Annotated in this window: 19 protein-coding genes; 8 read left to right on the forward strand and 11 right to left on the reverse strand. The window is 71.8% G+C overall.

Going from position 1 to position 24,075, the window contains the following annotated elements:
• Nucleotides 1-6: 6 nt before the first annotated feature.
• The 6 genes from ACH4OW_RS24250 to ACH4OW_RS24275 all read right to left on the reverse strand — a co-directional run bounded on the left by ACH4OW_RS24250 (nt 7) and on the right by ACH4OW_RS24275 (nt 5,327).
• Nucleotides 7-390: an MTH1187 family thiamine-binding protein gene (locus ACH4OW_RS24250; RefSeq protein ID WP_398029996.1), complete on the reverse strand. Its 384-nt coding sequence runs from the start codon at nt 388-390 to the stop codon at nt 7-9.
• 33 nt (nt 391-423) lie between these two features.
• Nucleotides 424-1,581, reverse strand: a complete 1,158-nt coding sequence (locus tag ACH4OW_RS24255; RefSeq protein ID WP_360126614.1) for an MAB_1171c family putative transporter — start codon at nt 1,579-1,581, stop codon at nt 424-426.
• Nucleotides 1,566-2,063, reverse strand: coding sequence for a hypothetical protein (locus tag ACH4OW_RS24260; RefSeq protein ID WP_360126617.1), 498 nt, complete (start codon nt 2,061-2,063; stop codon nt 1,566-1,568). The genes ACH4OW_RS24255 and ACH4OW_RS24260 overlap by 16 nt, the downstream gene beginning before the upstream one ends.
• Before the next feature lie 329 nt (nt 2,064-2,392).
• Nucleotides 2,393-2,803, reverse strand: coding sequence for a Rieske 2Fe-2S domain-containing protein (locus tag ACH4OW_RS24265; protein ID WP_360126620.1), 411 nt, complete (start codon nt 2,801-2,803; stop codon nt 2,393-2,395).
• Between the two features lie 34 nt (nt 2,804-2,837).
• The gene (locus ACH4OW_RS24270; protein WP_360126623.1) at nt 2,838-4,286 is read right to left on the reverse strand and encodes a sugar porter family MFS transporter; all 1,449 of its coding nucleotides are present in this window, start codon (nt 4,284-4,286) and stop codon (nt 2,838-2,840) included.
• Between the two features lie 6 nt (nt 4,287-4,292).
• The gene (locus ACH4OW_RS24275) at nt 4,293-5,327 is read right to left on the reverse strand and encodes a zinc-dependent alcohol dehydrogenase family protein (RefSeq protein WP_398029997.1); all 1,035 of its coding nucleotides are present in this window, start codon (nt 5,325-5,327) and stop codon (nt 4,293-4,295) included.
• 166 nt (nt 5,328-5,493) lie between these two features.
• On the opposite strand from ACH4OW_RS24275, the gene ACH4OW_RS24280 reads away from it, so the two are divergent.
• Nucleotides 5,494-6,501, forward strand: coding sequence for a LacI family DNA-binding transcriptional regulator (locus ACH4OW_RS24280; protein WP_398029998.1), 1,008 nt, complete (start codon nt 5,494-5,496; stop codon nt 6,499-6,501).
• A 37-nt stretch (nt 6,502-6,538) separates the two neighbouring features.
• Nucleotides 6,539-7,483: a carbohydrate kinase gene (locus ACH4OW_RS24285; RefSeq protein ID WP_398029999.1), complete on the forward strand. Its 945-nt coding sequence runs from the start codon at nt 6,539-6,541 to the stop codon at nt 7,481-7,483.
• 70 nt (nt 7,484-7,553) lie between these two features.
• Here ACH4OW_RS24285 and uvrA read toward each other — a convergent pair whose 3' ends face one another.
• Nucleotides 7,554-10,622 (reverse strand): excinuclease ABC subunit UvrA, encoded by a 3,069-nt coding sequence (gene uvrA, locus ACH4OW_RS24290; RefSeq protein ID WP_398030000.1) that lies wholly within the window; start codon nt 10,620-10,622, stop codon nt 7,554-7,556.
• A gap of 407 nt (nt 10,623-11,029) precedes the next feature.
• On the opposite strand from uvrA, the gene ACH4OW_RS24295 reads away from it, so the two are divergent.
• The 3 genes from ACH4OW_RS24295 to ACH4OW_RS24305 all read left to right on the forward strand — a co-directional run bounded on the left by ACH4OW_RS24295 (nt 11,030) and on the right by ACH4OW_RS24305 (nt 14,445).
• Nucleotides 11,030-12,829 (forward strand): FAD-dependent monooxygenase, encoded by a 1,800-nt coding sequence (locus tag ACH4OW_RS24295; RefSeq protein WP_398030001.1) that lies wholly within the window; start codon nt 11,030-11,032, stop codon nt 12,827-12,829.
• Nucleotides 12,830-13,008: 179 nt separating this feature from the next.
• Nucleotides 13,009-13,779, forward strand: coding sequence for a maleylpyruvate isomerase family mycothiol-dependent enzyme (locus ACH4OW_RS24300; RefSeq protein ID WP_360126640.1), 771 nt, complete (start codon nt 13,009-13,011; stop codon nt 13,777-13,779).
• A gap of 9 nt (nt 13,780-13,788) precedes the next feature.
• Nucleotides 13,789-14,445: an MBL fold metallo-hydrolase gene (locus ACH4OW_RS24305; RefSeq protein ID WP_360126643.1), complete on the forward strand. Its 657-nt coding sequence runs from the start codon at nt 13,789-13,791 to the stop codon at nt 14,443-14,445.
• 96 nt (nt 14,446-14,541) lie between these two features.
• On the opposite strand, the gene ACH4OW_RS24310 is transcribed toward ACH4OW_RS24305, so the two are convergent.
• From ACH4OW_RS24310 to uvrB, 4 genes are all read right to left on the reverse strand, one after another.
• A complete protein-coding gene (locus ACH4OW_RS24310; RefSeq protein WP_398030002.1) occupies nt 14,542-15,540 on the reverse strand; it encodes a TerC family protein in 999 nt (332 codons plus the stop codon).
• 302 nt (nt 15,541-15,842) lie between these two features.
• Nucleotides 15,843-17,900: a TerD family protein gene (locus tag ACH4OW_RS24315; RefSeq protein WP_398030003.1), complete on the reverse strand. Its 2,058-nt coding sequence runs from the start codon at nt 17,898-17,900 to the stop codon at nt 15,843-15,845.
• 60 nt (nt 17,901-17,960) lie between these two features.
• Nucleotides 17,961-18,539, reverse strand: coding sequence for a TerD family protein (locus ACH4OW_RS24320; RefSeq protein WP_360126652.1), 579 nt, complete (start codon nt 18,537-18,539; stop codon nt 17,961-17,963).
• A 684-nt stretch (nt 18,540-19,223) separates the two neighbouring features.
• Complete coding sequence (gene uvrB / locus ACH4OW_RS24325) at nt 19,224-21,356, reverse strand: excinuclease ABC subunit UvrB (protein WP_360126655.1); 2,133 nt, start codon at nt 21,354-21,356, stop codon at nt 19,224-19,226.
• A gap of 471 nt (nt 21,357-21,827) precedes the next feature.
• On the opposite strand from uvrB, the gene ACH4OW_RS24330 reads away from it, so the two are divergent.
• The 3 genes from ACH4OW_RS24330 to ACH4OW_RS24340 all read left to right on the forward strand — a co-directional run bounded on the left by ACH4OW_RS24330 (nt 21,828) and on the right by ACH4OW_RS24340 (nt 24,056).
• Nucleotides 21,828-22,709 (forward strand): glycerophosphodiester phosphodiesterase family protein, encoded by an 882-nt coding sequence (locus ACH4OW_RS24330; protein WP_398030004.1) that lies wholly within the window; start codon nt 21,828-21,830, stop codon nt 22,707-22,709.
• Nucleotides 22,710-22,867: 158 nt separating this feature from the next.
• Nucleotides 22,868-23,437: a methylated-DNA--[protein]-cysteine S-methyltransferase gene (locus tag ACH4OW_RS24335; protein WP_398030082.1), complete on the forward strand. Its 570-nt coding sequence runs from the start codon at nt 22,868-22,870 to the stop codon at nt 23,435-23,437.
• A 64-nt stretch (nt 23,438-23,501) separates the two neighbouring features.
• Nucleotides 23,502-24,056, forward strand: coding sequence for a DUF1697 domain-containing protein (locus tag ACH4OW_RS24340; protein ID WP_398030005.1), 555 nt, complete (start codon nt 23,502-23,504; stop codon nt 24,054-24,056).
• Nucleotides 24,057-24,075 lie beyond the last annotated feature (19 nt).

Here is a 24,075-nt window from a genome sequence, read left to right on the forward strand (position 1 = left end):
GCCTGCCTAGGGGGTGTCCGGCGCCGTCGCCGGCACGCCCGACGCGTCGGCCTCCGCGGCCGCGGCGCTGCCCTCCAGGGCGCCCGCGGCCGCCGCGTTGTCCGCGACGCGCTGCTCCAACATGGCGATCTTCCCGTCGAGCGGGCGGTCCATCCCCGGCCACACGTCGGCCCTGATGCTGACCTGGACGCGCGGCACCCGTGCCGCGACGGCCTCGGTCGCGCGCTTGACGACGTCCATGACCTCGTCCCAGTCCCCCTCGATCATCGTGTACATGGAGTCCGAGCGGCTGGGCAGCCCGGACTCCCGGATGATTTTGATGGCGTCGGCGACGTACGCCGCGCCGTTCTCCTCCACGCCCATGGGCGTCAGGGCGAAGGCGATGAGCACGGTTCTCCTCTCGTCGTACGGAAAGCGGCGGCGTCACACCGTGTCGACGTGCGCCACCCGGTAGGCGCGTACCACGGGTGACCGGTAGGCATCCGCGATCCGCAGCAAATGGCGGACCTCCTCGCCGAGATCGCCCGCGCCGGGCCCGGCCAGGTTCGCCGTCTGCGCCTGCGGCTGCTGCCCGTTGCGCCGGGCGTGCAGGGCGGCGGCGAGCCAGCAGGCGGTGACGTGCGCGTCGGCCAGGTGGCCGGGGACGGACTGCTCCCCGACGTGCCGGCGGACCCGGTCGAGCGTGTCCGGGGTGACGTAGTCGCGCAGCACGATCATCGCGTCGCGGATCTCGATGACCCGGCGGTACAGGCGCAGCTGGAGCGGGAGCGCGGCGTCGCGCAGCCGGCTGCCGGGGCCGAGGACCACGTCGGGGGTGACCGCGGTCAGCTCCCGCCACAACGCGGCCAGTCCCCGGTAGGACGCGCGGTCGAGCCACAGCTGCCGGATCCCGGCCAGTACGGGCAGCGCCACGCCCGCCGCGATGAACAGCGCCTCGACGCCGGTGACCGGCGAGAACAGTGGCCCGAAGACCGGCGAACGGGTCCCCAGGTAACAGAGCTTGAGCACCCACAGCAGGGACGCCAGCAGGATGCCGGTGCCGAACAGCCGCAGCCCGTACCGCAGCAGCCGGGGCGCGCCGGTACGGCCCTGGGACCAGCAGACGAACCCGCAGGTGGTGTCGGCCGTCAGGTGGAAGGCGAAGAAGACCCACCAGTAGGCGTCCGGCACGCTCGGGATGTCGGGCGACGGGGTGATCTGGTTGCGCGCGTGCGGCGGCCCGGTCAGGTCCAGTACGACGAGCGCCGCCATGACGGCGAGGGCCGCGCCGAACACCAGGGCCGTACGCCGCTGCCGCCCGGCGGCCTGGAAGATGAACCAGAGCACCGCGGCGGCGTCCACGATGCTGAACAGGTGCGTACTCAGGTCGACCCAGTGCGCGCCGGGCACCAGCCGCGCCAGGACGGCGGTGACGGGTTCCAGGTGCATCGACATGGCCAGCGCGATCATCAGGATCGCGAACCACAGGGGCCGCTGGGCCCGGTCCGTCAGCCCGCGCGGCGCCCGGGCGATCACCACGGCCCACAGGGCGACGATCCCGGCGTCCTCCAGCCAGGCGAGATCGGCTAGCGAGGCGAGCACGGCGCTCCCGGGTGCCGGGCGTCCCGCAGGCCCATGCCGGACTCCAGACCGCCGAGCATGCCGGACAGCAGCGTCGGCGCGGGCACCCGCCCGACGTCCTCCAGGATCATGCCCGCGATCATCTCCGCCTCCTGTTCCTGGCGGTCGGAGTAGCGGGTGCGGCCCAGGGCCCGCCGGATGGAGTGCGGGTCCTCGATGTCGATGTGCCGGAAGAGCCCCTGGTCCTCGACGGACATCCGGTGGTCGCAGACCAGGTGGCCGATCTCGTGGAGGATGATGTGCTCCTGGTGGAGCGGGCTGGTCTGCGCGTCGTAGAAGACGTAGTCGCCTTCCCCGGTCGCCAGCCACATGCCCGTCGGCATGCCCAGTCCGGTCGGCGTGGGCAGGGTCATCAGCCGCAGCGGGCGGTTCCGGTCGGCGGCGAGCCGGGCGCACAGCGCCTGGGCGGAGAACGGCTGGGGCAGGGGTATCCCGTCGATCACGCGCCGACAGCGGCGGCGTAGTCGCCTCCAGTGCATCGCGGGTGCTTCTCCATGGCTTGTGGGGACAGGAGGGCAGACGACCCGGTAGCGGCGCTCGGTCATGCTGCCGCCACGGGGGTGTGACACGAGGAATCCGGCACGACGAGTCCCCCTCGCGCGCTATCCGTGCATCGCGTCGTGCGATCGTAGATCGTCACCCGGGCCCCTGTCAGGCCCCTGTCACCAAGCAGTCCGTTTCCGGCCAATCGCGCTGCGTTACGGCCACCCGCGGCGGTGCGTAACGGTACCGGTGTCCCCACCCGAAGCCCTCCGTCCCCCGTCTGCCCTTCTCAGCCCGCGACCAGCTTGCCGCCCTCGGCCTTGACCGGGACCTCCGGCAGCGGCTTGGCCGCAGGACCCTGGATGACCTTGCCGGTCGTCACGTCGAACCGGCTGCCGTGGCAGGGGCAGTTGCCCTGGTTGCGCTCGACCTTGTCCAGCACGCACCCCGCGTGGGTGCACTTGGCGCTGAAGCACTTGAACTGGCCCTGCTCCGGCTGCGAGACCACGAGCCGGCTCTCGCGGTAGAGCTTGGCGCCGCCCACCGGCACCTCGCTCGCGGCACCCAGGGAGACGGGCTCCGCGGGCGTCGCCGACGCGCCGTCCGAGCCCCCGGAGGAGCAGGCCGCGACGCCGAAGCCCGCGGCGCCCACGAGCGCGGCCCCTCGCAGCACGGTACGGCGGGCGGGGGGCTGGCTCATGTCGTACTCCCAGGAACTCGGTCCGGTGGCGGCGTCACCGCGCGGCGTCGGCTCCCGACGATACCGGTAGTGATCCGTCCGTTTCGGGGTGCCCCGGCCGGCCCTCCCCGCCGCCCTGCGGATGGCCCTCCCGGCCCTTGAGCAGGTCCCGTTCGATCTCCTCCAGGCTGCGGCCCTTGGTCTCCGGCAGCAGCTTCCGTACGAAGACGAAGGCGGCGAACGTCGTCACCGCGAAGAACAGGAAGTTGACGCCCGCTCCCCAGGCGCCGAGCAGGGTCGGGAAGACCAGCGCGACGACCATGTTGAACAGCCAGTTGAACAGCACGCACAGGCTCACCGCGGCGGCCCTGATCCGCATGGGGAACAGCTCGGGCAGCATCACCCACTGCACCGGCCCCCAGGAGACCGCGAAGGACGCGATGTACAGGGCGATGCCGAAGAGGGTGAGGGCGGACAGCAGCGGCCCGTACCCGAGGCCCGAGAGGTTGGTGACGGCCAGGACGAGCATGGCCGCGCACATGCCGAGCGCGCCGAAGAGGAGCAGCGGCTTGCGGCCCTTGCGGTCGATGAGCCGCATGGCGGGCAGCGTCATCAGCATGTTCAGCAGCCCTATGCCGACGTTGGCGAGGATGGCGCCGTCGGAGCCGAAGCCGATGTCGGTGAGCAGCGTCGGCGCGTAGTAGATGATCGTGTTGATGCCGACGAAGTTCTGGAAGAACACCAGGAGCATCCCGGCGAGGAAGACCGGCCGCAGCCGCGGCGCCGTGAGGTCCTTGAGCGTCAGCGACCGGCGCTGCGTCCGTTCGACGCGCTCGGTCTCCTCGATCTCGGCCAGTTCCGCCGCGGCCGCGCCGTCCGCGCCGCGCAGCCGCGTCAGCACGTGCCGCGCCTCGTCGTTGCGGCCCTTGCCCACCAGCCAGCGGGGGCTCTCGGGCTGGGTGACGATGCCGAGCGCCAGGATCGCGGCGGGGACCACGCCCAGGCCGATCATCCAGCGCCACGCCTCGGCGCCGGCGAGCAGGTAGTCGGTGACGTACGCCAGGAAGATGCCGACCGTGACGAGCAGCTGCATCAGGGAGGTGAGCCCGCCGCGCAGGTGCTTGGGGGCCAGCTCCGTCAGGTACAGCGGTACGACGACGGAGGCGATGCCCACGCCGATGCCGATCACGAAGCGGAAGGCGATCAGCGTCCAGGGCCCGGTGGCGAGGGCGGCGCCGAGGGTGCCGAGGATGAAGACGGCGGAGGCGGCGAGGATCAGGCGGCGCCGGCCCCAGGAGTCGGACAGCCGCCCGGACAGGCCGGCGCCGAGCATCGCGCCGACCAGCAGCCCGGAGACGACCATGCCCTCCAGGAGCGGCGTCAGCTCGATGTCGTTCTTGATGAAGAGCATCGCGCCGGAGATGACGCCGGTGTCATAGCCCCACAGGATGCCGCCGAGGGCGCCGAAGACCCAGATCAGGGCGTTTTTGATGCGTGCGGACACGGCGCGTCACCCCTTCCGCGCGCGCTGCGGGCCCGCCGTACGGGAGCCCGGCTGCGGCGCGATGTGGATCTTTCGGCCGGTGCCGGCCCGGAAGCGAGCCACCGCCTCGTCGAAGTCCTCCAGCCCGTACACGTCGCTGACCAGCGGATCGAGGTCGAGTCCCGCTTCGAGCACGTCGATGGCGGGCTGGAAGCTGTTGTGGACCGCCATCGAGCCGATGATGTCGATCTCGTGGTGGTAGACGAGGTACGGGGAGAACTTCGCGGTACGGGCCGGGTCGGTGACGCCGAACTGGAGGAACGTTCCGCCCTTGCGTACCCGTCCGAGGCCGTCCTCGATGGCCGGCACGGCGCCGGTCGCGTCGATCACCACCTCGAAGCCGGGCTTGCGGCCGAGCCGGTCGGCGCTGGTGACGGCGGCGTCCAGGCCGAAGCTCTCGGCGAAGGCCAGCCGGTCCTCGTTGAGGTCCACGACGGACACGGAGGCGGCGCCCGCGGTACGCACCAGCGCGGCCATCATCAGGCCCATCGTGCCGGCGCCGTAGATCAGGTAGTGCTCGCCGGGGCGGCGGGGCAGCCGGTTCAGGCCGTGCACCGCGCAGGACAGCGGCTCGATCAGGCCCGCCGCGGCCTCGGAGAACGACTCGGGTACGAGGTGGCAGCAGCGCGCGGGCACCGCGACCAGCTCGGCGAAACCACCCGCCTGGGTGACGCCGATCGCGCGGTAGTCCTCGCAGAGGTTGGCGCGGCCGATGCGGCAGTAGTGGCAGGCGCCGCACGGCATGTTGGGGTTGACCGCGACGCGGTCGCCGACGGCCGGGCTGGTGACGCCCTCGCCCACGGCCACCACCTCGCCGGTCAGCTCGTGCCCGGGGATCAGCGGGTAGGTCACGGCGGGCAGCTCCCCGCCGAGGATGTGCATGTCGGTCCCGCACAGCCCGCACGAGGAGACGCGCACGACGACTTCCGCGGGTTCCGGCCGGGGATCGGGGACTTCGGTCAGGGCGGTACGGCCCGGCTCGGTGACCACGACAGCGCGCATGGGCGCCTCCTCACGTCTTCGTGCGGTGTTGCAGTGGGGCGGCGTGAACGTAACCCGGGCGTAAACGTTTGCGCAAGCGTTTACGTCTAGGCTGTGATGGACTACGTACCGGCAGCGGGCCCCCTGCCGGCCGACTGGGGGCCACGGACTCGGGAGACGGACCGGAATGACGACGATGGTCGATGTGGCGCGGCAGGCGGGAGTCTCCGTCGCCACGGTCTCGCATGTGCTCAACGAGACCCGGCCGGTGCGCCCCGACACCCGCGCCGCCGTCCTCGCGGCCATCGACGAGCTGGGCTACACCCACAACACGCTGGCCCGCTCCCTGGTCACCTCGCGCACCCGCTCCATAGGTCTCGCGGTCTCCGCGATCAGCAACCCGTACTTCACCGAGATCCTCCAGGGCGTCGAAGCCGGCGCCCTGGAGGCCGGCTACAGCCTGCTGATCGCCGACCCGCACGACGACCCCGCGCACGAGCAGAAGGTCGTCCGGTTGCTGCACGAGCGCCGGGTGGACGGCATGATCGTCGCGCCGTCCGCCGAACCCGCCGGCATGGCCGGCTACCTGACCCGCCGCAAGGTTCCGGCCGTCTTCCTCGACCGGCTCGTCGGCGACGCGTACGACCAGGTCTGCGCCGAGAACACCGCCCCCGTACGGCAGCTCGTCGAGCACCTCGCCGACCTGGGCCACACCCGCATCGGGCTGGTCGCCGGGCTGCCGGGGCTGAGCACCACCACCGAGCGCGTCCAGGGCTACCGCGAGGGCCTGCGCGCCCGCGGCCTGCCCTTCGCCCCCGAACTGCTGGCCGGCGGCAACTCCGAGGCCGAGGGCGCCCACGACGCCACCCGCCACCTGCTCGCCGCCCCCGAACCGCCCACCGCGATCATCACCGCCAACAACGCGATGACGATCGGCACCCTGCGCGCGCTGCGCGACCTCGGCCTCGACGTCCCCCGCGACATCGCGCTGGCCTGCTTCGACGACTTCTCCTGGGCCGACCTCTTCGCACCGCGCCTGACGGCGATCTCCCAGCCCAGCAAGGAGATCGGGGCCGCGGCGGTCCGGCTGCTCCTGGAGCGGCTGGAGGAGCCGGACCGCCCGCCGCGCACCCTCCGGCTGCCCTGTACGTACGTGCACCGCGAATCCTGCGGCTGCACCGGCACCGACCGCTGACCCGCCCCCTCCTCCCCCAGAAAGGCCAGGCTCTCTCGTGATCGTCGTCGCCGGCGAGGCACTGATCGACCTCGTTCCCAGCTCGCAAGCCCCCTCGGGGGACGGGCCGCTGCCCGCGCTGCTGCCGCGCCGGGGCGGCGGCCCGTACAACACCGCCCTGGCCCTCGGGCGGCTCGGCTCGCCCGCCGCGTTCTGCTCGCGGGTCTCCACCGACACGTTCGGCGAGGAACTGCTGCGCGGGCTGCGGGCGGACGGCGTGGACACCTCGCTGGTGCAGCGCGGCACCGAGCCCACCACCCTGGCCGTCGCCGACATCAGCGCGGACGGCTCGGCCGGGTACGGCTTCTACGCCGACGGCACCGCCGACCGCCTGTTCACCCTGCCGCCCGAACTGCCCGCCGGGGCGCGGGCGTTCTCGTTCGGCACCTGCTCGCTGGTACTGGAGCCGGGCGCGAGCGCGTACGAGTCCCTGATGCGCCGGGCCGCCCGGGCGGGCGTCTTCACGGCACTGGACCCCAACATCCGCGCCGGGCTGATCACCGACCCGGACGCCTACCGCGCCCGCTTCCGCGCCTGGCTGCCGCACGTCACGCTGCTGAAGCTCTCCGAGGAGGACGCGGCGTGGCTGGCCGGCCCCGAGGGCGTCGCGGCCGCGGTCAAGGAATGGCTGACGGCCGGTCCCGCGGCGGTCGTGCTGACGCGCGGCGGCGACGGGCTGTCCGTCCTGACGCCGGGCGGGGAGGAGATCACGGTGCCCGGCGAGCGGGTCGCGGTCGCCGACACGATCGGCGCCGGCGACACGGTCAACGCGGCACTGCTGCACCGCCTCGACGCGCACGGCGCCCTGTCCCCCGCCGCGCTCGCCGCCCTGTCCCTCGGGGCCTGGCGCGACATCCTCGGCTTCGCGGCCCGCGCCGCGGCGGTGACCTGCTCACGGGCGGGGGCACAGCCTCCGTACGCGGCGGAGCTGGCGGACGCCTGACCTTACGCGAACGGGCCGCCACCCACTCGCGGGAGTGGGTGGCGGCCCGTTCTGCGTACAGGCGCGGCCGTCAGACCTTGCGGGTCCGCGTCGCCTTCTTCGCGACCGTCTTCTTGGCGGCCGTCTTCTTCGCGGCCGCGGGCTTTGCGGCGGCCTTCTTGGCCGTCGTCTTGGCAGCGGTCGCCTTGGTGGCCGTCTTCGCCGAGACGGTCTTCTTGGCCGGAGCCTTGGCCGCGGCGACCGTCTTACGGGCCGCGCGCTTCTTCGTCCCGGCCGCGACCGGCTCCGCGTCGCTCACCCGGTCGCCCAGGATGTCGCGCAGGAACTTGCCGGTGTGGCTGGCGGGAACCGCCGCGACCTGCTCGGGCGTGCCCTCGGCGACCACCAGACCGCCGCCGTTGCCGCCCTCGGGGCCCATGTCCACGACCCAGTCGGCGGTCTTGATCACGTCGAGGTTGTGCTCGATGACGATGACCGAGTTGCCCTTGTCGACCAGCCCGGACAGCACCTTGATCAGCTTGCTGATGTCGTCGAAGTGCAGACCGGTGGTCGGCTCGTCGAGGACGTAGACCGTACGGCCCGTGGAACGCTTCTGCAGCTCGGAGGCGAGCTTGACGCGCTGCGCCTCGCCGCCGGACAGCGTCGGCGCGGACTGCCCGAGCCGTACGTACCCGAGACCGACCTCGTAGAGGGTCTTGAGGTGCCGGGCGATGGTCGGCACGGCCTCGAAGAAGCTCAGCGCCTCCTCGATCGGCATGTCCAGCACCTCGGCGATGGACTTGCCCTTGTAGTGGACCTCCAGGGTCTCCCGGTTGTAGCGCGCGCCGTGGCAGACCTCGCACGGCACGTACACGTCCGGCAGGAAGTTCATCTCGATCTTGATGGTGCCGTCGCCCGCGCAGTTCTCGCAGCGGCCGCCCTTGACGTTGAAGGAGAAGCGCCCCGGCAGGTAGCCGCGGACCTTCGCCTCCATCGTCTCCGCGAACAGCTTGCGGATGTTGTCGAAGACGCCGGTGTACGTCGCCGGGTTGGAGCGCGGCGTACGGCCGATGGGCGACTGGTCGACGTGCACGACCTTGTCCACCAGGTCGTCGCCCTCGACGCGCACATGGCGGCCCGGCACCGACTTGGCGCCGTTCAGCTCGCGCGCCAGGTGGGTGTAGAGGATGTCGTTGACGAGCGTGGACTTGCCGGACCCGGAGACGCCGGTGACGGCGGTGAGCACGCCGAGCGGGAAGGAGACGTCGATGTCGCGGAGGTTGTTCTCCTTCGCGCCGTGCACCGTCAGCTGCCGCTTCGGGTCGGCGGGCCGGCGCACGTCGGGCGTCGGGATGGCCTTCTTGCCCGCCAGGTACTGCCCGGTGACCGACTCCTTGTTGGCCAGCAACTCCTTCATCGGGCCGCTGTGCACGACCTTGCCGCCGTGCTCGCCGGCGCCCGGGCCGATGTCCACGACCCAGTCGGCGACCTTGATCGTGTCCTCGTCGTGCTCGACGACGATGAGCGTGTTGCCCATGTCGCGCAGGCGCACCAGCGTCTCGATGAGGCGGTGGTTGTCGCGCTGGTGCAGGCCGATGGACGGCTCGTCGAGCACGTACAGGACGCCCACCAGGCCGGAGCCGATCTGGGTGGCGAGGCGGATGCGCTGGGCCTCGCCGCCGGAGAGGGTGCCCGCCGCGCGGTTGAGCGAGAGGTAGTCCAGGCCGACGTCGACGAGGAACTTCAGCCGCTCGTTGACCTCCTTGAGGACCCGCTCGGCGATCTTCTTCTCGCGGGCGTTGAGCTTCATGTCCCGCAGGAAGTCGGCACAGTCGCTGATCGACATGGCCGAGACCTCGGCGATCGAACGGCCCTGGACCGTGACGGCGAGGACGATCGGCTTGAGCCGGGTGCCCTCACAGGTCGGGCAGGGCACCTCGCGCATGTAGCCCTCGAAGCGCTCGCGGCTGCTGTCGCTCTCCGCCTCCTGGTGGCGCCGCTTGACGAACGGCACGGCGCCCTCGAACGCGGTGGTGTACGAGCGCTCGCGGCCGTAGCGGTTGCGGTAGCGCACGTCGATCTGGGTGCGGTGGCCGTTGAGGATGGCCTTCTTGGCGCGCTGCGGCAGCCCGGCCCAGGGGATGTCCGTACGGAATCCGAGGGCGTCGGCGAGCGCGCCGACCAGGCGGCCGAAGTACTCCTTGGTGTGGCCGTGCGACCAGGGGTGGACGGCGCCCTCGTCGAGGGACTTCTCCTCGTCCGGGACGATCAGGTCGGGGTCGACCTCCATGCGCGTACCGATGCCGGTGCAGTCGGGGCAGGCGCCGAAGGGCGAGTTGAAGGAGAAGGAGCGGGGCTCCAGCTCCTCGAACGACAGGTCGTCGCGCGGGCAGTACAGGTGCTCGGAATACATCCGCTCGCGCTGCGGGTCGTCCTCGTCGAGGTCGACGAAGTCGAGGATGACCATGCCGCCGGAGAGACCGAGCGCGGTCTCGACGGAGTCGGTCAGCCGCCGCTTGGCGCTGTCCTTGACGGTCAGGCGGTCGACGACCACCTCGATCGTGTGCTTCTCCTGCTTCTTGAGCTTCGGCGGGTCGGAGAGCTGGATCGTCCGGCCGTCGACGCGGGCACGGCTGTAACCCTTGGTCTGGAGGTCGGAGAAGAGGTCCACGAACTCGCCCTTGCGCTCGCGCGCGAGCGGGGCCAGCACCTGGAAGCGGCTGCCCTCGGGCAGCTCCAGGACCTTGTCGACGATGGCCTGCGGCGACTGCCGGGCGATCGGGTCGCCGCACTCGGGGCAGTGCGGCTTGCCGATGCGGGCGAACAGCAGGCGGAGGTAGTCGTAGACCTCGGTGATCGTGCCGACCGTCGAGCGCGGGTTGCGCGAGGTCGACTTCTGGTCGATCGAGACCGCGGGGGACAAACCTTCGATGAAGTCCACATCGGGCTTGTCCATCTGCCCGAGGAACTGCCGGGCATAGGAGGAGAGCGACTCGACATAGCGGCGCTGCCCCTCGGCGAAGATCGTGTCGAAGGCGAGCGAGGACTTGCCCGAGCCGGAGAGCCCCGTGAAGACGATGAGGGAGTCTCGGGGCAGGTCGAGCGAGACGTTCCGGAGGTTGTGCTCGCGAGCGCCACGAACGATGAGACGGTCGGCCACGCCGGTCGGCACCTTTCTGGAGAGGGGCGGGAGGCCGCGGCTCAGCTTGCACGGCCCGGTTGACGACGGCTGAGCGATTCGGTCGCTGAGCTGCGTACGGCACAGGAGCTGAGCGGGAGCCCCCGCCCCAGGGTATGGGGGCCTCCGCGGCGATGTCTTATTGATGCCACACACGAGCCTATAGCACGCGCATTCGAATTACGGTCGCCTTCGACCTGCTTCACCCGAACGTGTGGCCGCCTCTTGTCAACGCGCGACAGCCCGGCTCTCTTCCTCGCGATCATCGGCAGCCGACGCACGAGTGCCCCACATCACAGCAGAGAACCCCCGTCCACCCAGCCCGCCACGCTCGCGACCATGACCATAACTTTACCCGGCTAATTTTTTTACCGCGTACACTAATCGCCATGGACAAGGACACCATCGCGGGAACGGACCCGGACACCGGCACGGACGTGGTGATCGCGGGCGCCGGCCCCGTAGGACTGCTGCTCGCCTGCGAGCTGGCCCTGCGCGGAGTGCGCGTCGTCGTGCTGGAGCGGCGCGCCGAAGTGGACGAGACGGTCAAGGCGGGAGCCGTCAACACGCCCAGCGCCGAAGCCTTTTACCGCCGCGGGTTACTGCCCGCGCTCGCCGAGGTGCAGCAGGCCGCCCTCGGCCGGTTCGACTCCTTCGTGCGGCAGCGGCGGGCGGCCGGCGCCGGCACCATACGGCCCGCGCCGAAGTTCGCCGGGCACTTCGCGGGCATCATGCTGCACGCCGGGAACATGGACGCGGCCGACTCCGACTTCCACCGCGCCGGGCCGGCGGACGACGTGGGCATGGTCCCGCAGCAGGCGCTGGAGCGGCTGCTCGCCGAGCGCGCCGCCGGACTCGGCGTCGTCCTGCGCCGCGGCGTGGAGCTGACCGGTTTCGACGCCTCCGGGGACGGCGTGACGGTGTACGTCCGCGACGCAGCGGGGACCGGTGGCGCGGAGGGTGGCGGCTCGGGCGGCGGCGGCATGGAGGACGTCGGCTCGGGGGGCGGTGGCGCGGAGGGCGTCGGCTCGGAGGGCGGTGGGGCGCTGCACGCCGCCTGGCTCGTCGGGTGCGACGGCGGCCGCAGTACGGTCCGCAAGCTGGCCGGATTCCCCTTCCCCGGCACGGCCCCGGAGATCACCGGCCACCAGGCGATGGTGGAGATGACCGGCTCCGAGGCCCTCGGCACGGGCTGGACCGAGACGGAGACCGGCATCTACTGCCACGGTCCGGTGCCCGGCCGCATCCTCACCGTCGAGTTCGGCGGACCGCCCGCCGACCGCGACGCGCCCGTCACCGCCGGGGAGCTGCAGGCCGCGTTGCGCCGCACCTCCGGGACCGACGTCACGATCACCGAGGTGCACACCGCCACCCGGTTCACGGACAACGCCCGCCAGGTCCCCGAGTACCGCCGCGGCCGCGTCCTGCTGGCCGGTGACGCGGCGCACGTGCACTCGCCGTTCGGCGGCCAGGGGCTGAACCTGGGCATCGGCGACGCGATGAACCTGGGCTGGAAGCTGGCCGCGACGGTCCTCGGCCACGCGCCGGACGGCCTGCTGGACACCTACACCGCCGAGCGGCACCCGATCGGCGCGTGGGTACTGGAGTGGACCAGGGCCCAGATCGCGCTGATGCGGCCGGAACCGCACGCCCGCGCGCTGCGCAAGGTGGTCGCCGAGCTGACGGACACGGTCGCCGGCACCACGTTCTTCGCCAAGAAGATATCCGGCGTGTGGCAGCGGTACGACCTGCCCGGCGGCCACCCGCTGACCGGCCGCAGCGCCCCCGACCTGGTCTTCGCCGACGGCACCCGGCTCGGCGCGCACCTGGAGGACGGGCGCGGGCTGCTGCTCGTCCTCACCGACGACCCCGGCCTGGCCGGGCGGGCCGCCGGATACGCGGGACGGCTGCGCGTGGTGACCGCCTACTGCCCGGGCCGTCCGGAGCTGGCCGGTCTTCTGGTGCGGCCGGACGGCGTGGTGGCGTGGGGCACGGACGCGGACGCCTTGCGGGGCATGCCGCGCGGCGAAGAGGGCGCGGACGGGGACATATCCCCTGCCCGTACGGCCGGTGCGACGACGGCCACCCGTACGGTTCCCGCGGTCACCTGCACGGCGGACGACGAACTGGCCGCTCTTGAGGACGCGTTGCGCAGGTGGTTCGGCGCTCCCGGCGGAACGGCTGCCTGACGGTTGCGGAACGGCTGCCCGGCAGCCGCGGACCCGGCCGGTCCGCTTCCCGATGTCCCGGCCGGTCCGCTTCCCGCGACCCCGGCCGGGGCCGTCCCGCGCCGCGTGCGCCGCCCGCGCACGCCCGGATCCGTGCAGGCCGACTCCCGAAGACGGCAGCGCGGCGCTAGCTTCGGACCATGACCGACAACGTGCCCGCGTCCGCGCCGGATTTCGTGCAGGATGCCGCCTCTGTCCGCGAAGCGACCGACCGACTGCTCGTCTCCGTGGGCAAGTTGGACGACGAGGCAATCGGAGAACCGTCACTGCTGCCCAACTGGACCCGCGGCCACCTCCTCGCCCATGTGTCACGCAACGCCGACGCCCTGGTCAACCTGCTGACCTGGGCACGTACGGGCGTTCGTACCCCGATGTACGAGAGTGCCGCGGCCCGCGACGCCGACATCACAGCGGGCGCCGACCGCCCGCTCGCCGTCCACCTGGACGACCTGCGCTCCAGCGCCGACCGCTTCGACGCGGCCGCGGCGGCGCTGCCGCCCGCGCGTCGGCAGTTCGAGCTGGAGATGCGCAACGGCGTCCTCGAACGCGCCGCCCGGCTGCCCTTCCGCCGGCTGGCCGAGGTCGAGCTGCACCGCATCGACCTCGGCATCGGCTACGGGATCGACCAGCTGCCGGCCGCCTTCCTCGACGCCGAGCTGGCCTTCCTGACGGGGGTGAAGTTCGCGGGCCACGTGGACGTGCCCGCCGTGGAACTGCGCACCCCCGACGGACGGCGGTGGCGCACCGGCCGTACGGAGCACACGGGAGCGGTCACGGAGGGCTCGGGGGACGTCCCGTACCTGGTGGTGTCGGGCTCCCCCGCCGAGCTGGTCGGCTGGCTCACCGGCCGCGCGAAAGGCGCCGCGCTGGACACCCGGGGCGGCCCCCTTCCGGCCGTTCCCCCGCTTTAGGCTGGGCCCATGAGCTACACCGGAGCAGTGAAGGTCGGCGGACCGGCCGACGTGCACGAGTTGGCCGACCTGATGATCTCCAAGGTCGCGGTCGGCCCCATGGACAACAACGCCTACCTGCTGCGCTGCCGTGCCACCGGCGAGCAGTTGCTGATCGACGCCGCCGCCGAGCCGCGCACCCTTCTCAACCTGATCGGTGACAGCGGCATCACCAGCGTGGTGACCACCCATCAGCACGGGGACCACTGGGGCGCGCTGCGCGAGGTCGTCGACGCGACGGGCGCCCGTACGTACGCGGGCCGGTACGACGCCGAGGGCATCCCCGTACCGACCGACGTGCCCGTCGAGGACGGTGACACGATCTCCTTCGGCGAGGTCCGGCTGACCGCCCGCCACCTGGTCGGCCACACGCCGGGCAGCATCGCGCTGATCTACGACGACCCGCACGGGCACCCGCACGTCTTCACCGGCGACTGCCTCTTCCCGGGCGGCGTCGGCAACACCTGGAACGACCCGGAGCAGTTCGCCAGCCTCCTCGACGACGTCTCGGCCAAGCTCTTCGACCGGCTGCCGGACGAGACCTGGGTCTACCCGGGCCACGGCTCGGACACCACCCTCGGCGCCGAGCGCCCGCACCTCGCCGAGTGGCGCGAACGCGGCTGGTGACGTGACGTACGGCGGAGAGGCCCGGCGGTGGTTCCGCCGGACCTCTCCGTAGCGCAGCCCCGGGACGCCGCACGGGCCGTCATGCGGCCGCGGCGATCACACGTCCACGGCGTCCTTGGAGCCCTCCTCCGCGGCCTCCGCCTCGGCCCGCGCCTGCTTCCTGGAAACCCGCAGGCTCGTGATCGTCGTGACGACGAGGACGGCGCAGATCACGCCGAGCGAGACCGGGATGCTGATCTCCGGAACGCTCACCCCCGACTCGTGCAGGGCGTGCAGCACCAGCTTCACGCCGATGAACCCGAGGATGATCGACAGGCCGTAGGACAGGTGCACCAGCTTCTTCAGCAGGCCGCCGATGAGGAAGTAGAGCTGCCGCAGACCCATCAGGGCGAAGGCGTTGGCGGTGAAGACGATGTACGGGTCCTGGGTGAGGCCGAAGATCGCGGGGATCGAGTCCAGCGCGAACAGGACGTCGGTGGTGCCGATCGCCAGCATGACGATCAGCATCGGCGTCATCAGGCGCCTGCCGTTCTCCACGACGAACAGCTTGGTGCCGTGGTACCTGTCGGTCGAGGGGAACCGCTTCTCGACCATCTTCAGGAAGCGGTTCTCCTCGAACTCCTCGTCCTGCTCCTCGGCCCGCGCCTCCTTGATCAGCTTCCAGGCCGTCCAGATGAGGAACGCGCCGAAGATGTAGAAGACCCACGAGAAGTTGGCGATGATCGCCGCGCCCGCGCCGATGAACCCGGCGCGCAGTACGAGCGCTATCAGGACGCCGACCATCAGCACCCGCTGCTGGTAGATCGTCGGCACCGCGAACTTCGCCATGATCAGGACGAAGACGAAGAGGTTGTCGACGCTCAGCGACTTCTCGGTGATGAAGCCCGCGAAGAACTCGCCGGCCGGCGCTCCGCCGCCGAAGACGAGCAGGCCCAGCCCGAACAGCCCGGCGAGGGCGATCCAGACGGCGGTCCAGATTCCGGCCTCCTTGAGGGAGACCTCGTGCGGTTTGCGGCCGCCGATGAAGAAATCGGCGGCGATCAGGGCGCACAGACCGAGAATGGTCAGCACCCACAGGTTCAGGGAAACGTCCACTGCTCCTCCGGCAGAGTCGTACGGCACTCACAGCGTCGTCGCTGCCGGAGGTCTCTTCCACCCGAGAGCGCGGGTGCCGCGCTCCCCGAGACGGGCCGACGCCCCGGGATCTCGTCAGTCGTGCGATCCGTGATGACGGGTACGTCGCGCAGGAGTACTCCCCTCCGCACCAAAAGAGTAAAGGAAAGGCAATAGATAGTAAAGACTTAGGTAAATGCGGTGGTCAGCGGCTTGGGAACGCCCAGAAGGGCCCGCCACTCAGCCCAGAAGCCTTTGCCATCCAGCGCAGACGCCCCCGCCCCTCAGCGCTCCCTGGTCCGTGAGTGCCCCTGGGCCCGGCGGGCCTCGGCCAGGCCGCCCAGGACCTGGCGCAGCACCCGGCTGCCCTCCGGCACGCGCGACGGCTCGTACGTCCAGGCGTGCCCGACCCAGGGGTCGGCGAGATAGGCGTCCGGCACCGGCGTGATCCGCAGAAGCGACCGCCACAGCGGGTCCAGCACCGGCCCGTACTCCCGCGCCTCGGCCCGGTCGGCGACCATCATCAGGTGCACGCCGACCGACGGGCCCTCGTCCGCCAGGTAGCGCAGCTGGTTGACGGCCCGGTCGTCGAAGCCGTGCGGGAAGTCGTGGACGATCAGCAGCTGTTCGGCGGTGTCCAGGTCCGGCGGCAGGTCCTCCGCGGCCTGGTTGCGTATCGCCATCTGCACGAGGTCGACACGCCGGGTCAGCTCGCCGAGCACCGCGGTCACGCCCTGCGCGCCGGCGGCCGGGGGCTCGCGGAGCGCCCCCGTCTCCCGCAGCGGTGCGAGCGCGGAAGCCGCCGCGCCGGCCGGGTCGATGACCTGGACGGTCAGTTCGCCCGCCGGGTGGGCGGCGAGCAGGCGGGCGGCGAGGCCGACGGCGGTGTCCACCGCCCGGCGCCGCATCTCGGCCGCGTCGGGGAGCCCGTCGGCGTCCTGGACGCCGTCAAGGCCGTCCAGCCCGAAAGCGCTCGCGAACCCGTCGTCGTGGGCGCCCGCGCTCCCGGAGGGCTCGGGCTGCCCGCTGTCGATCCACAGCCCGCGGTCCATCGGCAGCCGTACGAGCATGGGAATGCGCAGGTCCGGGCACTCCGGCAGGCGCAGATCGCCGAGCCGCACCGCCGTCGGGTACTCCTCCGCTGCCCGGTAGCCCTGCCAGACGGGGCTGCTCCAGGCGGCGAGGGCGGGCGGCAGGGCGGGCTCGACGACCTCGGCCTCGGCCGTGAGCTGGGCCAGATCCCGGTCGAGCACCTCGCGGGCCTGGACGGCGAGCCGGGCGTGCTTGTCGTGTGCCGCGGCGCGCGCGGCGTCGGCGGCCGCCCCGACGCGGTTGCGCGGGTCGGCGTTGACGGCGTCCAGCTCCTTCGCCAGGCGGGACTGGGCGAAGTCCATGGCGCTGCGGTAGGCGGCGACCGTACGCGCCAGGTCTTCGAACATGCCCCAGACCTGGTTGTAGAGCCGCTCGTCCATGGTCCGGCCGGCGGCGTCACCGGCGACCGGGCCGGTGGGGGCGCCTTGGGCCGCCGGGGGCGCTCCTGCTGCGGTCGGGGGCGCGCCTGCGGCGGTGGGAGCGGCCGGGGCGGGGCTGTCCGGCTGCGGGTGCGGGCTCGGGGTGCGGCGCTTCGGGTGGCGGTAGTCGACGGGGCCGGCGGCGGAAGCGGCTTCCGGCGCCGGGCCGGCGTCCGGGGCTGCGCCCGTGCCCGTACGCGAGCCTGTGCCCGTACGCGTACCCGTGCCCGTACGCGAACCCGTACCCGCGTCCGGGGCGGGAGCGGGGACCGAGCGCGCGTGGCCGCTGCGTACCGCTTCCTGGATTTCCGAGGCCAGCTCGGCGGCCTGCGGCAGGCCCTGGTCCTGGAGCAGCGCCGCGAGCCCGCCCGCGTACCCCTGGCCCACGGCGCGCACCTTCCAGGCGCCCTGCCTGCGGTACAGCTCCAGCGCGACGACGGCGGTCTCGGCGCCGAGGTCGGTGAGGGTGTAGCTGGCGATGCCCGTGCCGTCGAGACCCGTCACGGAGACGAACGGTGCCGCCGCGGCGCCGATGGCCGCCGGGCCGCCGACGCCGACGGGCAGCGCGAGCAGCACGCTCACCCGGTGCACGGCGGCAGGCAGGGCGTCGAGATCCACCGCTATCCGGTGCTCGGCCGCGGCCTGCCGGGGAACCTCGATGCCGGTACGGCGCGGCGCGCCCGGATGGGCGACCGCCTCGACGCCCGGGATGCCACCCGCCTCGTCGGCGAGCGTCGCCCCCGCGACGACGGGTCCGCCCGCCGCGATCCTGATCTCCAAACGGGTCCGGTCCAGCGGGTGGTTCTGCCCGCGGACGAGTTCGGCCGTCATCGTCGTTCCCCCGAAGTGTCGTGCCGCGCCCCGTGCTCGCCGACGGGGCGCCGTGTGTGCTTACAGGTACGGCAGGATCGCCGGTACCACGTCCTTGAACGTACGGCCGTTCGACGGCTCGCCGATCGCGGTCATCTGCCAGCCGCTGCCGGAACGGTGCACCTTGCTCATGATCTGCGCGGTGTAGTCGCCGCCGCCGGTGAGGGTGTAGCGGGCCATCTCCTGGCCGGTGGACTCGTCGACCAGGCGGCAGAAGGCATCCTGCACCTCGGCGAAGGTCTGCCCGGTGAAGGAGTTCACGGTGAACACGATCTGGTCGATGTGCACCGGCACCCGCGCCAGGTCGACGACGATCGCCTCGTCGTCCCCGCCCTGCCCGGCGCCGCCGACCACGTTGTCGCCGGTGTGCCGCACCGAACCGTCGTCGCTGACGAGGTGCTGGAAGAAGACGACGTCCATCGGCTGCTTGTCGGCGAACAGCACGGCCGAGGCGTCGAGGTCGATCTCCCGGGTGCGCGATCCGAACAGGCCGCGGCGCGGCGCCGCCCGCCAGCCCAGGCCCATCCGCACCGCGGTCAGCGTTCCCCCGTCGGACTTCGCCAGGCTGATGCCCTGCCCCTTGGACAAGTTGACCGACACGTGCCGTCCCCTCTCGTTCCGTTCCCCGTTTGCCGCCTCCCCGGCGGCCTTCCCCGACCCTATGCGCGGAACGGGCCAGTCATTCGCCCGCCCCACGCTTTGTGGCGTTCCTGCAACACAGCGACAGGCCGGGGAAGGCGCCGGGTGGCGAGGAGCGCGCCGGGTGACGGGGAGCATGCCGGGTGGCGGGGAGCGTGCCGGGTGACGGGGAGCGTGCCGGGTGACGGGGAGCGTGCCGGGTGACGGGGGCGTGCCGGGTGACGGGGGCGTGCCGGGTGCCGGGGGCGTGCCGGGTGCCGGGGGCGTGCCGGGTGCCGGGGGCGTGCCGGGTGCCGGGTATGGCGCCGGCCGCTGGGCGGGCGCGTCAGCCCGGGCATGGGGCCGGGCGCCGGGCACGGCGTCGGTTACCGGGCGGGCGCGTCAACCCGGGGCATGACGCCAGCAGCCTGGCGGGCGCATCGGCCCGGGCGCGACGCTGGCCGCTGGGCGGGCGCGTCAACCCGGGCATGACGCCAGCCGCCGAGCGGGCGCCTCAACCCGGGCACGACGCCAGCAGTCAAGTGGGCGCCTCAGTCCGGCCCGGCCGGCGTGGGCGGGCCGCCCGGTCGGCCCCGCTCCCGCTGCTCCCCGGCCCGCCCGGCTCCCCCGGCACACCCCGCGTCACCTCGTCACCGCGTCACCTCGTCACCGCAGTCCGGCCTCCCTCATCTGCCGCAGTTCCTTCTTGAGCTCCCCCACCTCGTCGCGCAGCCGGGCGGCCACCTCGAACTGGAGTTCCGCGGCGGCGGCCCGCATCCGGTCGGTCATCTCCTCGATGAGCTCGGCCAGTTCGGCGGCGGGTCGGTCGGTGGGCGTGGCACCGGCCTTGCCGCCCTTGCCCTTGGCCGCCTTGCCGCCCAGCGCGGGTACCGGCGCCTTGCCCTTGGCGTCCTTGCCTTCGGCCGCCTTGCGGTAGCCCGTGCCCAGCAGCTCCTGGGTGTCGATCTCCTCGCGCGCCAGCGTCGCGACGATGTCGCCGATCTTCTTGCGGAGCGGCTGCGGGTCGATGCCCTTTTCCTTGTTGTACGCGAGCTGCTTCTCCCGGCGGCGGTTGGTCTCCTCGATCGCCTTCTGCATGGCCGGGGTGATCTTGTCCGCGTACATGTGCACCTGGCCGGAGACGTTACGGGCGGCCCGGCCAATGGTCTGGATCAAGGACGTGCCGGACCGCAGGAAGCCCTCCTTGTCGGCGTCGAGGATCGCCACCAGCGACACCTCGGGCAGGTCCAGGCCCTCCCGCAGCAGGTTGATGCCGACCAGGACGTCGTACTCGCCGGCCCGCAGCTCCCGCAGCAGCTCGATGCGCCGCAGGGTGTCCACGTCGCTGTGCAGGTAGCGGACCTGGATGCCCAGCTCCAGGAAGTAGTCCGTGAGGTCCTCGGCCATCTTCTTGGTGAGGGTGGTGACCAGGACCCGTTCGTCCTTCTCCGTACGCAGCCGGATCTCGTGCACCAGGTCGTCGATCTGGCCCTCGGTGGACTTCACGATCACCTCGGGGTCGACCAGGCCCGTCGGGCGGATGATCTGCTCCACGAAGCCGTCGGAGCGGGAGAGCTCGTAGTTGCCGGGCGTCGCGGAGAGGTAGACCGTCTGGCCGACGCGCTCCAGGAACTCCTCCCACTTGAGCGGCCGGTTGTCGAGGGCCGACGGCAGCCGGAAGCCGTGCTCGACGAGGGTGCGCTTGCGGGACGCGTCGCCCTCGTACATCGCGCCGATCTGCGGCACGGTGACGTGCGACTCGTCGATGACCAGGAGGAAGTCCTCCGGGAAGTAGTCGAGGAGGGTGTTGGGCGCGGTGCCGGGCGCGCGGTCGTCCATGTGCATCGAGTAGTTCTCGATGCCGGAGCAGGAGCCGACCTGGCGCATCATCTCGATGTCGTAGGTCGTGCGCATGCGCAGCCGCTGGGCCTCCAGGTGCTTGCCCTGCTTCTCCATCGTGGCCAGGCTCTCGGCCAGCTCCGCCTCGATCCCGGCGATGGCCTTCTCCATGCGCTCCGGGCCCGCGACGTAGTGGCTGGCGGGGAAGACGTACAGCTGCCGGTCCTCGCTGATGACCTCGCCGGTGAGCGGGTGGAGCGTGGACAGCGCCTCGATCTCGTCGCCGAACATCTCGATCCGGACGGCCAGCTCCTCGTAGACCGGGAAGATCTCGATGGTGTCGCCGCGCACACGGAAGGTGCCGCGGGTGAACGCCAGGTCGTTGCGGGTGTACTGGATGTCGACGAAGCGGCGCAGAAGCTGGTCGCGGTCGATCTCGTCACCGACCTTGAGCTGCACCATGCGGTCCACGTACTCCTGGGGCGTGCCCAGGCCGTAGATGCAGGACACCGAGGCGACCACGACCACGTCACGCCGTGTGAGCAGGGAGTTCGTCGCGGAGTGGCGCAGCCGCTCGACCTCCTCGTTGATCGAGGAGTCCTTTTCGATGTACGTGTCCGACTGCGGGACGTACGCCTCGGGCTGGTAGTAGTCGTAGTAGGAGACGAAGTACTCGACGGCGTTGTTGGGCAGCAGCTCGCGGAACTCGTTGGCGAGCTGCGCCGCGAGGGTCTTGTTGGGCGCCATGACGAGGGTGGGGCGCTGCAGCTTCTCGATCATCCACGCGGTGGTCGCCGACTTGCCGGTACCGGTCGCGCCGAGCAGGACGACATCCTTCTCACCACCGCTGACGCGCTGCTCCAGCTCGGCGATGGCCGCCGGCTGGTCGCCACTGGGCTGATACGGGCTGACGACCTCGAAAGGTGCCACCGTGCGTTCGATCTTGGATACGGGCCGCATGGAACCAACCGTACGACTCCCCACTGACAACCGGCCGGAAAACGCTCCGGCCAGCGGTTCCGTGGTCGGGGGCAGCGGGGTGCGGAGTCTCGCGGGAGGAGTCGGCGGCGGGTGAGGGCCGGGCGGTCCCGGCCGCAAGCCGAAAACCGGTCGGAGAGGCCGGGCGGGCCGTTTCCCGGTCTGCGGGCCTGGAGGCCGGGACTATACGTCGCCGGCCGGGCACGGACCGTGCGTATGTTGCGCACCGCCCGGGCGGAGGGCGCGGGCCGCGGCGTTCAAACCCGGAACACAGGACACTTCTCGTTCAATTTCTGTCCATCGGGCGCCTGTCTTCCGGTACACCCCAACTGCGAACCTCTGCGCGTCCCACCCCGAATTCCACCTCGTTACCGCAAGAGTCCCGGTTCCGCTCCGGCCCTGCCGGATCCGGCCCGGACCGCGCTCGCCTTCCCGTCGTCACTAGGAGTCCGTATGCGTATCCGTCCTGTCGCCACCGTCGCCGGTGCGCTCGTGGGCCTGGCCGCGTCCATGCTCCCCGCGGCCGGCGCCCAGGCCGCCGAGAGGCACCACAAAGTGGTGACCATCGCCCACCGGGGCGCCTCCGCCTACGCGCCCGAGAACACGCTCGCCGCCGTCGACGCCGCCGCCGACCTCGGGATCACCTGGGTGGAGAACGACGTCCAGCGCACCAAGGACGGCGAGCTGGTCATCCTGCACGACACCTCGCTCGCCCGGACGACCAACGTGGAGCAGGTCTTCCCGGGCCGCGCGCCCTGGAACGTCGGCGACTTCACGCTCAAGGAAATCGAGCAGTTGGACGCCGGCAGCTGGTTCAGCCCGAAGTTCGCCGGCGAGCGGGTACCGACGCTGGAGGACTACATGGACGCGGTCGAGGACAACGACCAGAAGCTCCTGATGGAGCTCAAGGCCCCCGAGCTGTATCCCGGCATCGAGCGGCAGACGCTCAAGGAGCTGCGCGAGGACGGCTGGCTGGACCGTGACCACGTCAAGAACCGGCTGATCGTCCAGAGCTTCAACGCCGACTCGGTGAAGAAGGTCCACAGCCTGCGGCGCGACGTCAAGACGGGCTTCCTCGGCACTCCGGGCGTCGCCGAGCTGCCCAAGTACGCGGCGTTCGCCGACCAGATCAACCCGCAGTACAAGTCGATCGACGCGGCCTACGTCTCGGCCGTGCACAAGGTGAAGGGCCCGCACGGCCGCCCGCTGGAGGTCTTCACCTGGACCGTCGACGACGCACCGAACGCGGTCAAGGCCGCAGGTCAGGGTGTCGACGGCATCATCAGCAACAAGCCCGACGTCATCCGCGACGCAGTGAAGAAGACCGGCCGGTAGTACGGCGGTGACAGCCCCCGGAACCGCGTTCCGGGGGCGTTGTCAGTGGTGGGTCATAGGCTGAATCCGTGACGAACTCAGAGCGGGATCAGCGGGATCAGCGGGACGGCCCGGCCGGCCGACACGAGCGGCCCGGGCCGGAGACGCCGCCCGGACGGGTGGCGCCGCGCCGGGAGCCGGAGTCGCACCGGGAGCCCGAGTCACGCGACTGGGCCTGGCGGGTGCTGGACACCCCCATCGGCCCGCTGCTGCTCGCGGCGACCCGCGAGGGGCTGGCGCTGGTCGGCTTCCACGCCGACGAGCGGACCACCCGCCGCTCCCTGAGCCGCCTCCGGCACGCGTTCGGCCGCGAACCGCTCCCCGAGATACCCCACTTGACCACGGCCGCCGACGAGCTGACCCGGTATTTCGACGGCGGCCTGCGCGCCTTCACCGTCCCCCTGGACTGGTCCCTGTCGGCGGGCTTCAACGAGCGGGTGCTGCGCGAACTGGCCGCCCACGTCCCGTACGGCGCGGTGGTCGGCTACCAGCACCTGGCCGACCGGGTCGGCGAGCCGGGCGCCGCCCGCGCGGTGGGCGCGGCCATGGGCTCCAACCCGCTCCCCGTCGTCGTCCCCTGCCACCGGGTGGTGGCCAGCGACGGCGGCATCGGCGGTTTCGGCGGCGGCCTGGAGACCAAGCGCCGCCTGCTGGCCCTGGAGGGCGTCCTTCCGCAGCCCCTCTTCTGACGCGTCCGTTTCCGGCTCCCGAGCCCCGCGCACCTCCCGTACGCGAGAAAGGCCCGTACCCGCCATGTCCCGCCAGATCGCCCTGCTCCGCGGCATCAACGTCGGAGGCCGCAACAAGTTCACCATGGCCCAACAGCGTGAACTGTTCGCCGCGTTGGGCCACAAGGACGTGACGGTCCTCCTGCAGACCGGCAACATCGTCTTCGCGGACCCCGGCACGCCGCCCGAGGAGACCGCCCACGCCATCGAGGCCCGGATCGCCGACGAACTGGGCTTTCCCGTCCCCGTGCTGGTCCGTACGCGTGACGAATTGGCCGCCGCCATCGCCGCCAACCCCTTCCCGCAGGCCGAGGCGGAGCCCAAGACCCTTCACGTGACCTTCCTGTCAGCCGAGCCCGCCCACGTCGCCCCGCTGGAGGCCCTGGAAGAGGCCTTGGACACCGGGGCGTACACCCCGGACCGGTTCCGGCTCGTCGGCCGCGAGCTGTACCTGTGGTGCCCGAACGGAATAGGCCGTTCCAAGCTGGCCGAGGCGGTCTCCCGCGCCCGGCTCGGCGTGACGGCCACCGCCCGCAACTGGAACACCGTGACCAAGCTGCTGGCCCTGGCCGACGCCTGACACGGCGCGGGCCGCACAC

The organism is Streptomyces sp. NPDC017056, assembly GCF_044332485.1.
Taxonomy (GTDB): Bacteria; Actinomycetota; Actinomycetes; order Streptomycetales; family Streptomycetaceae; genus Streptomyces.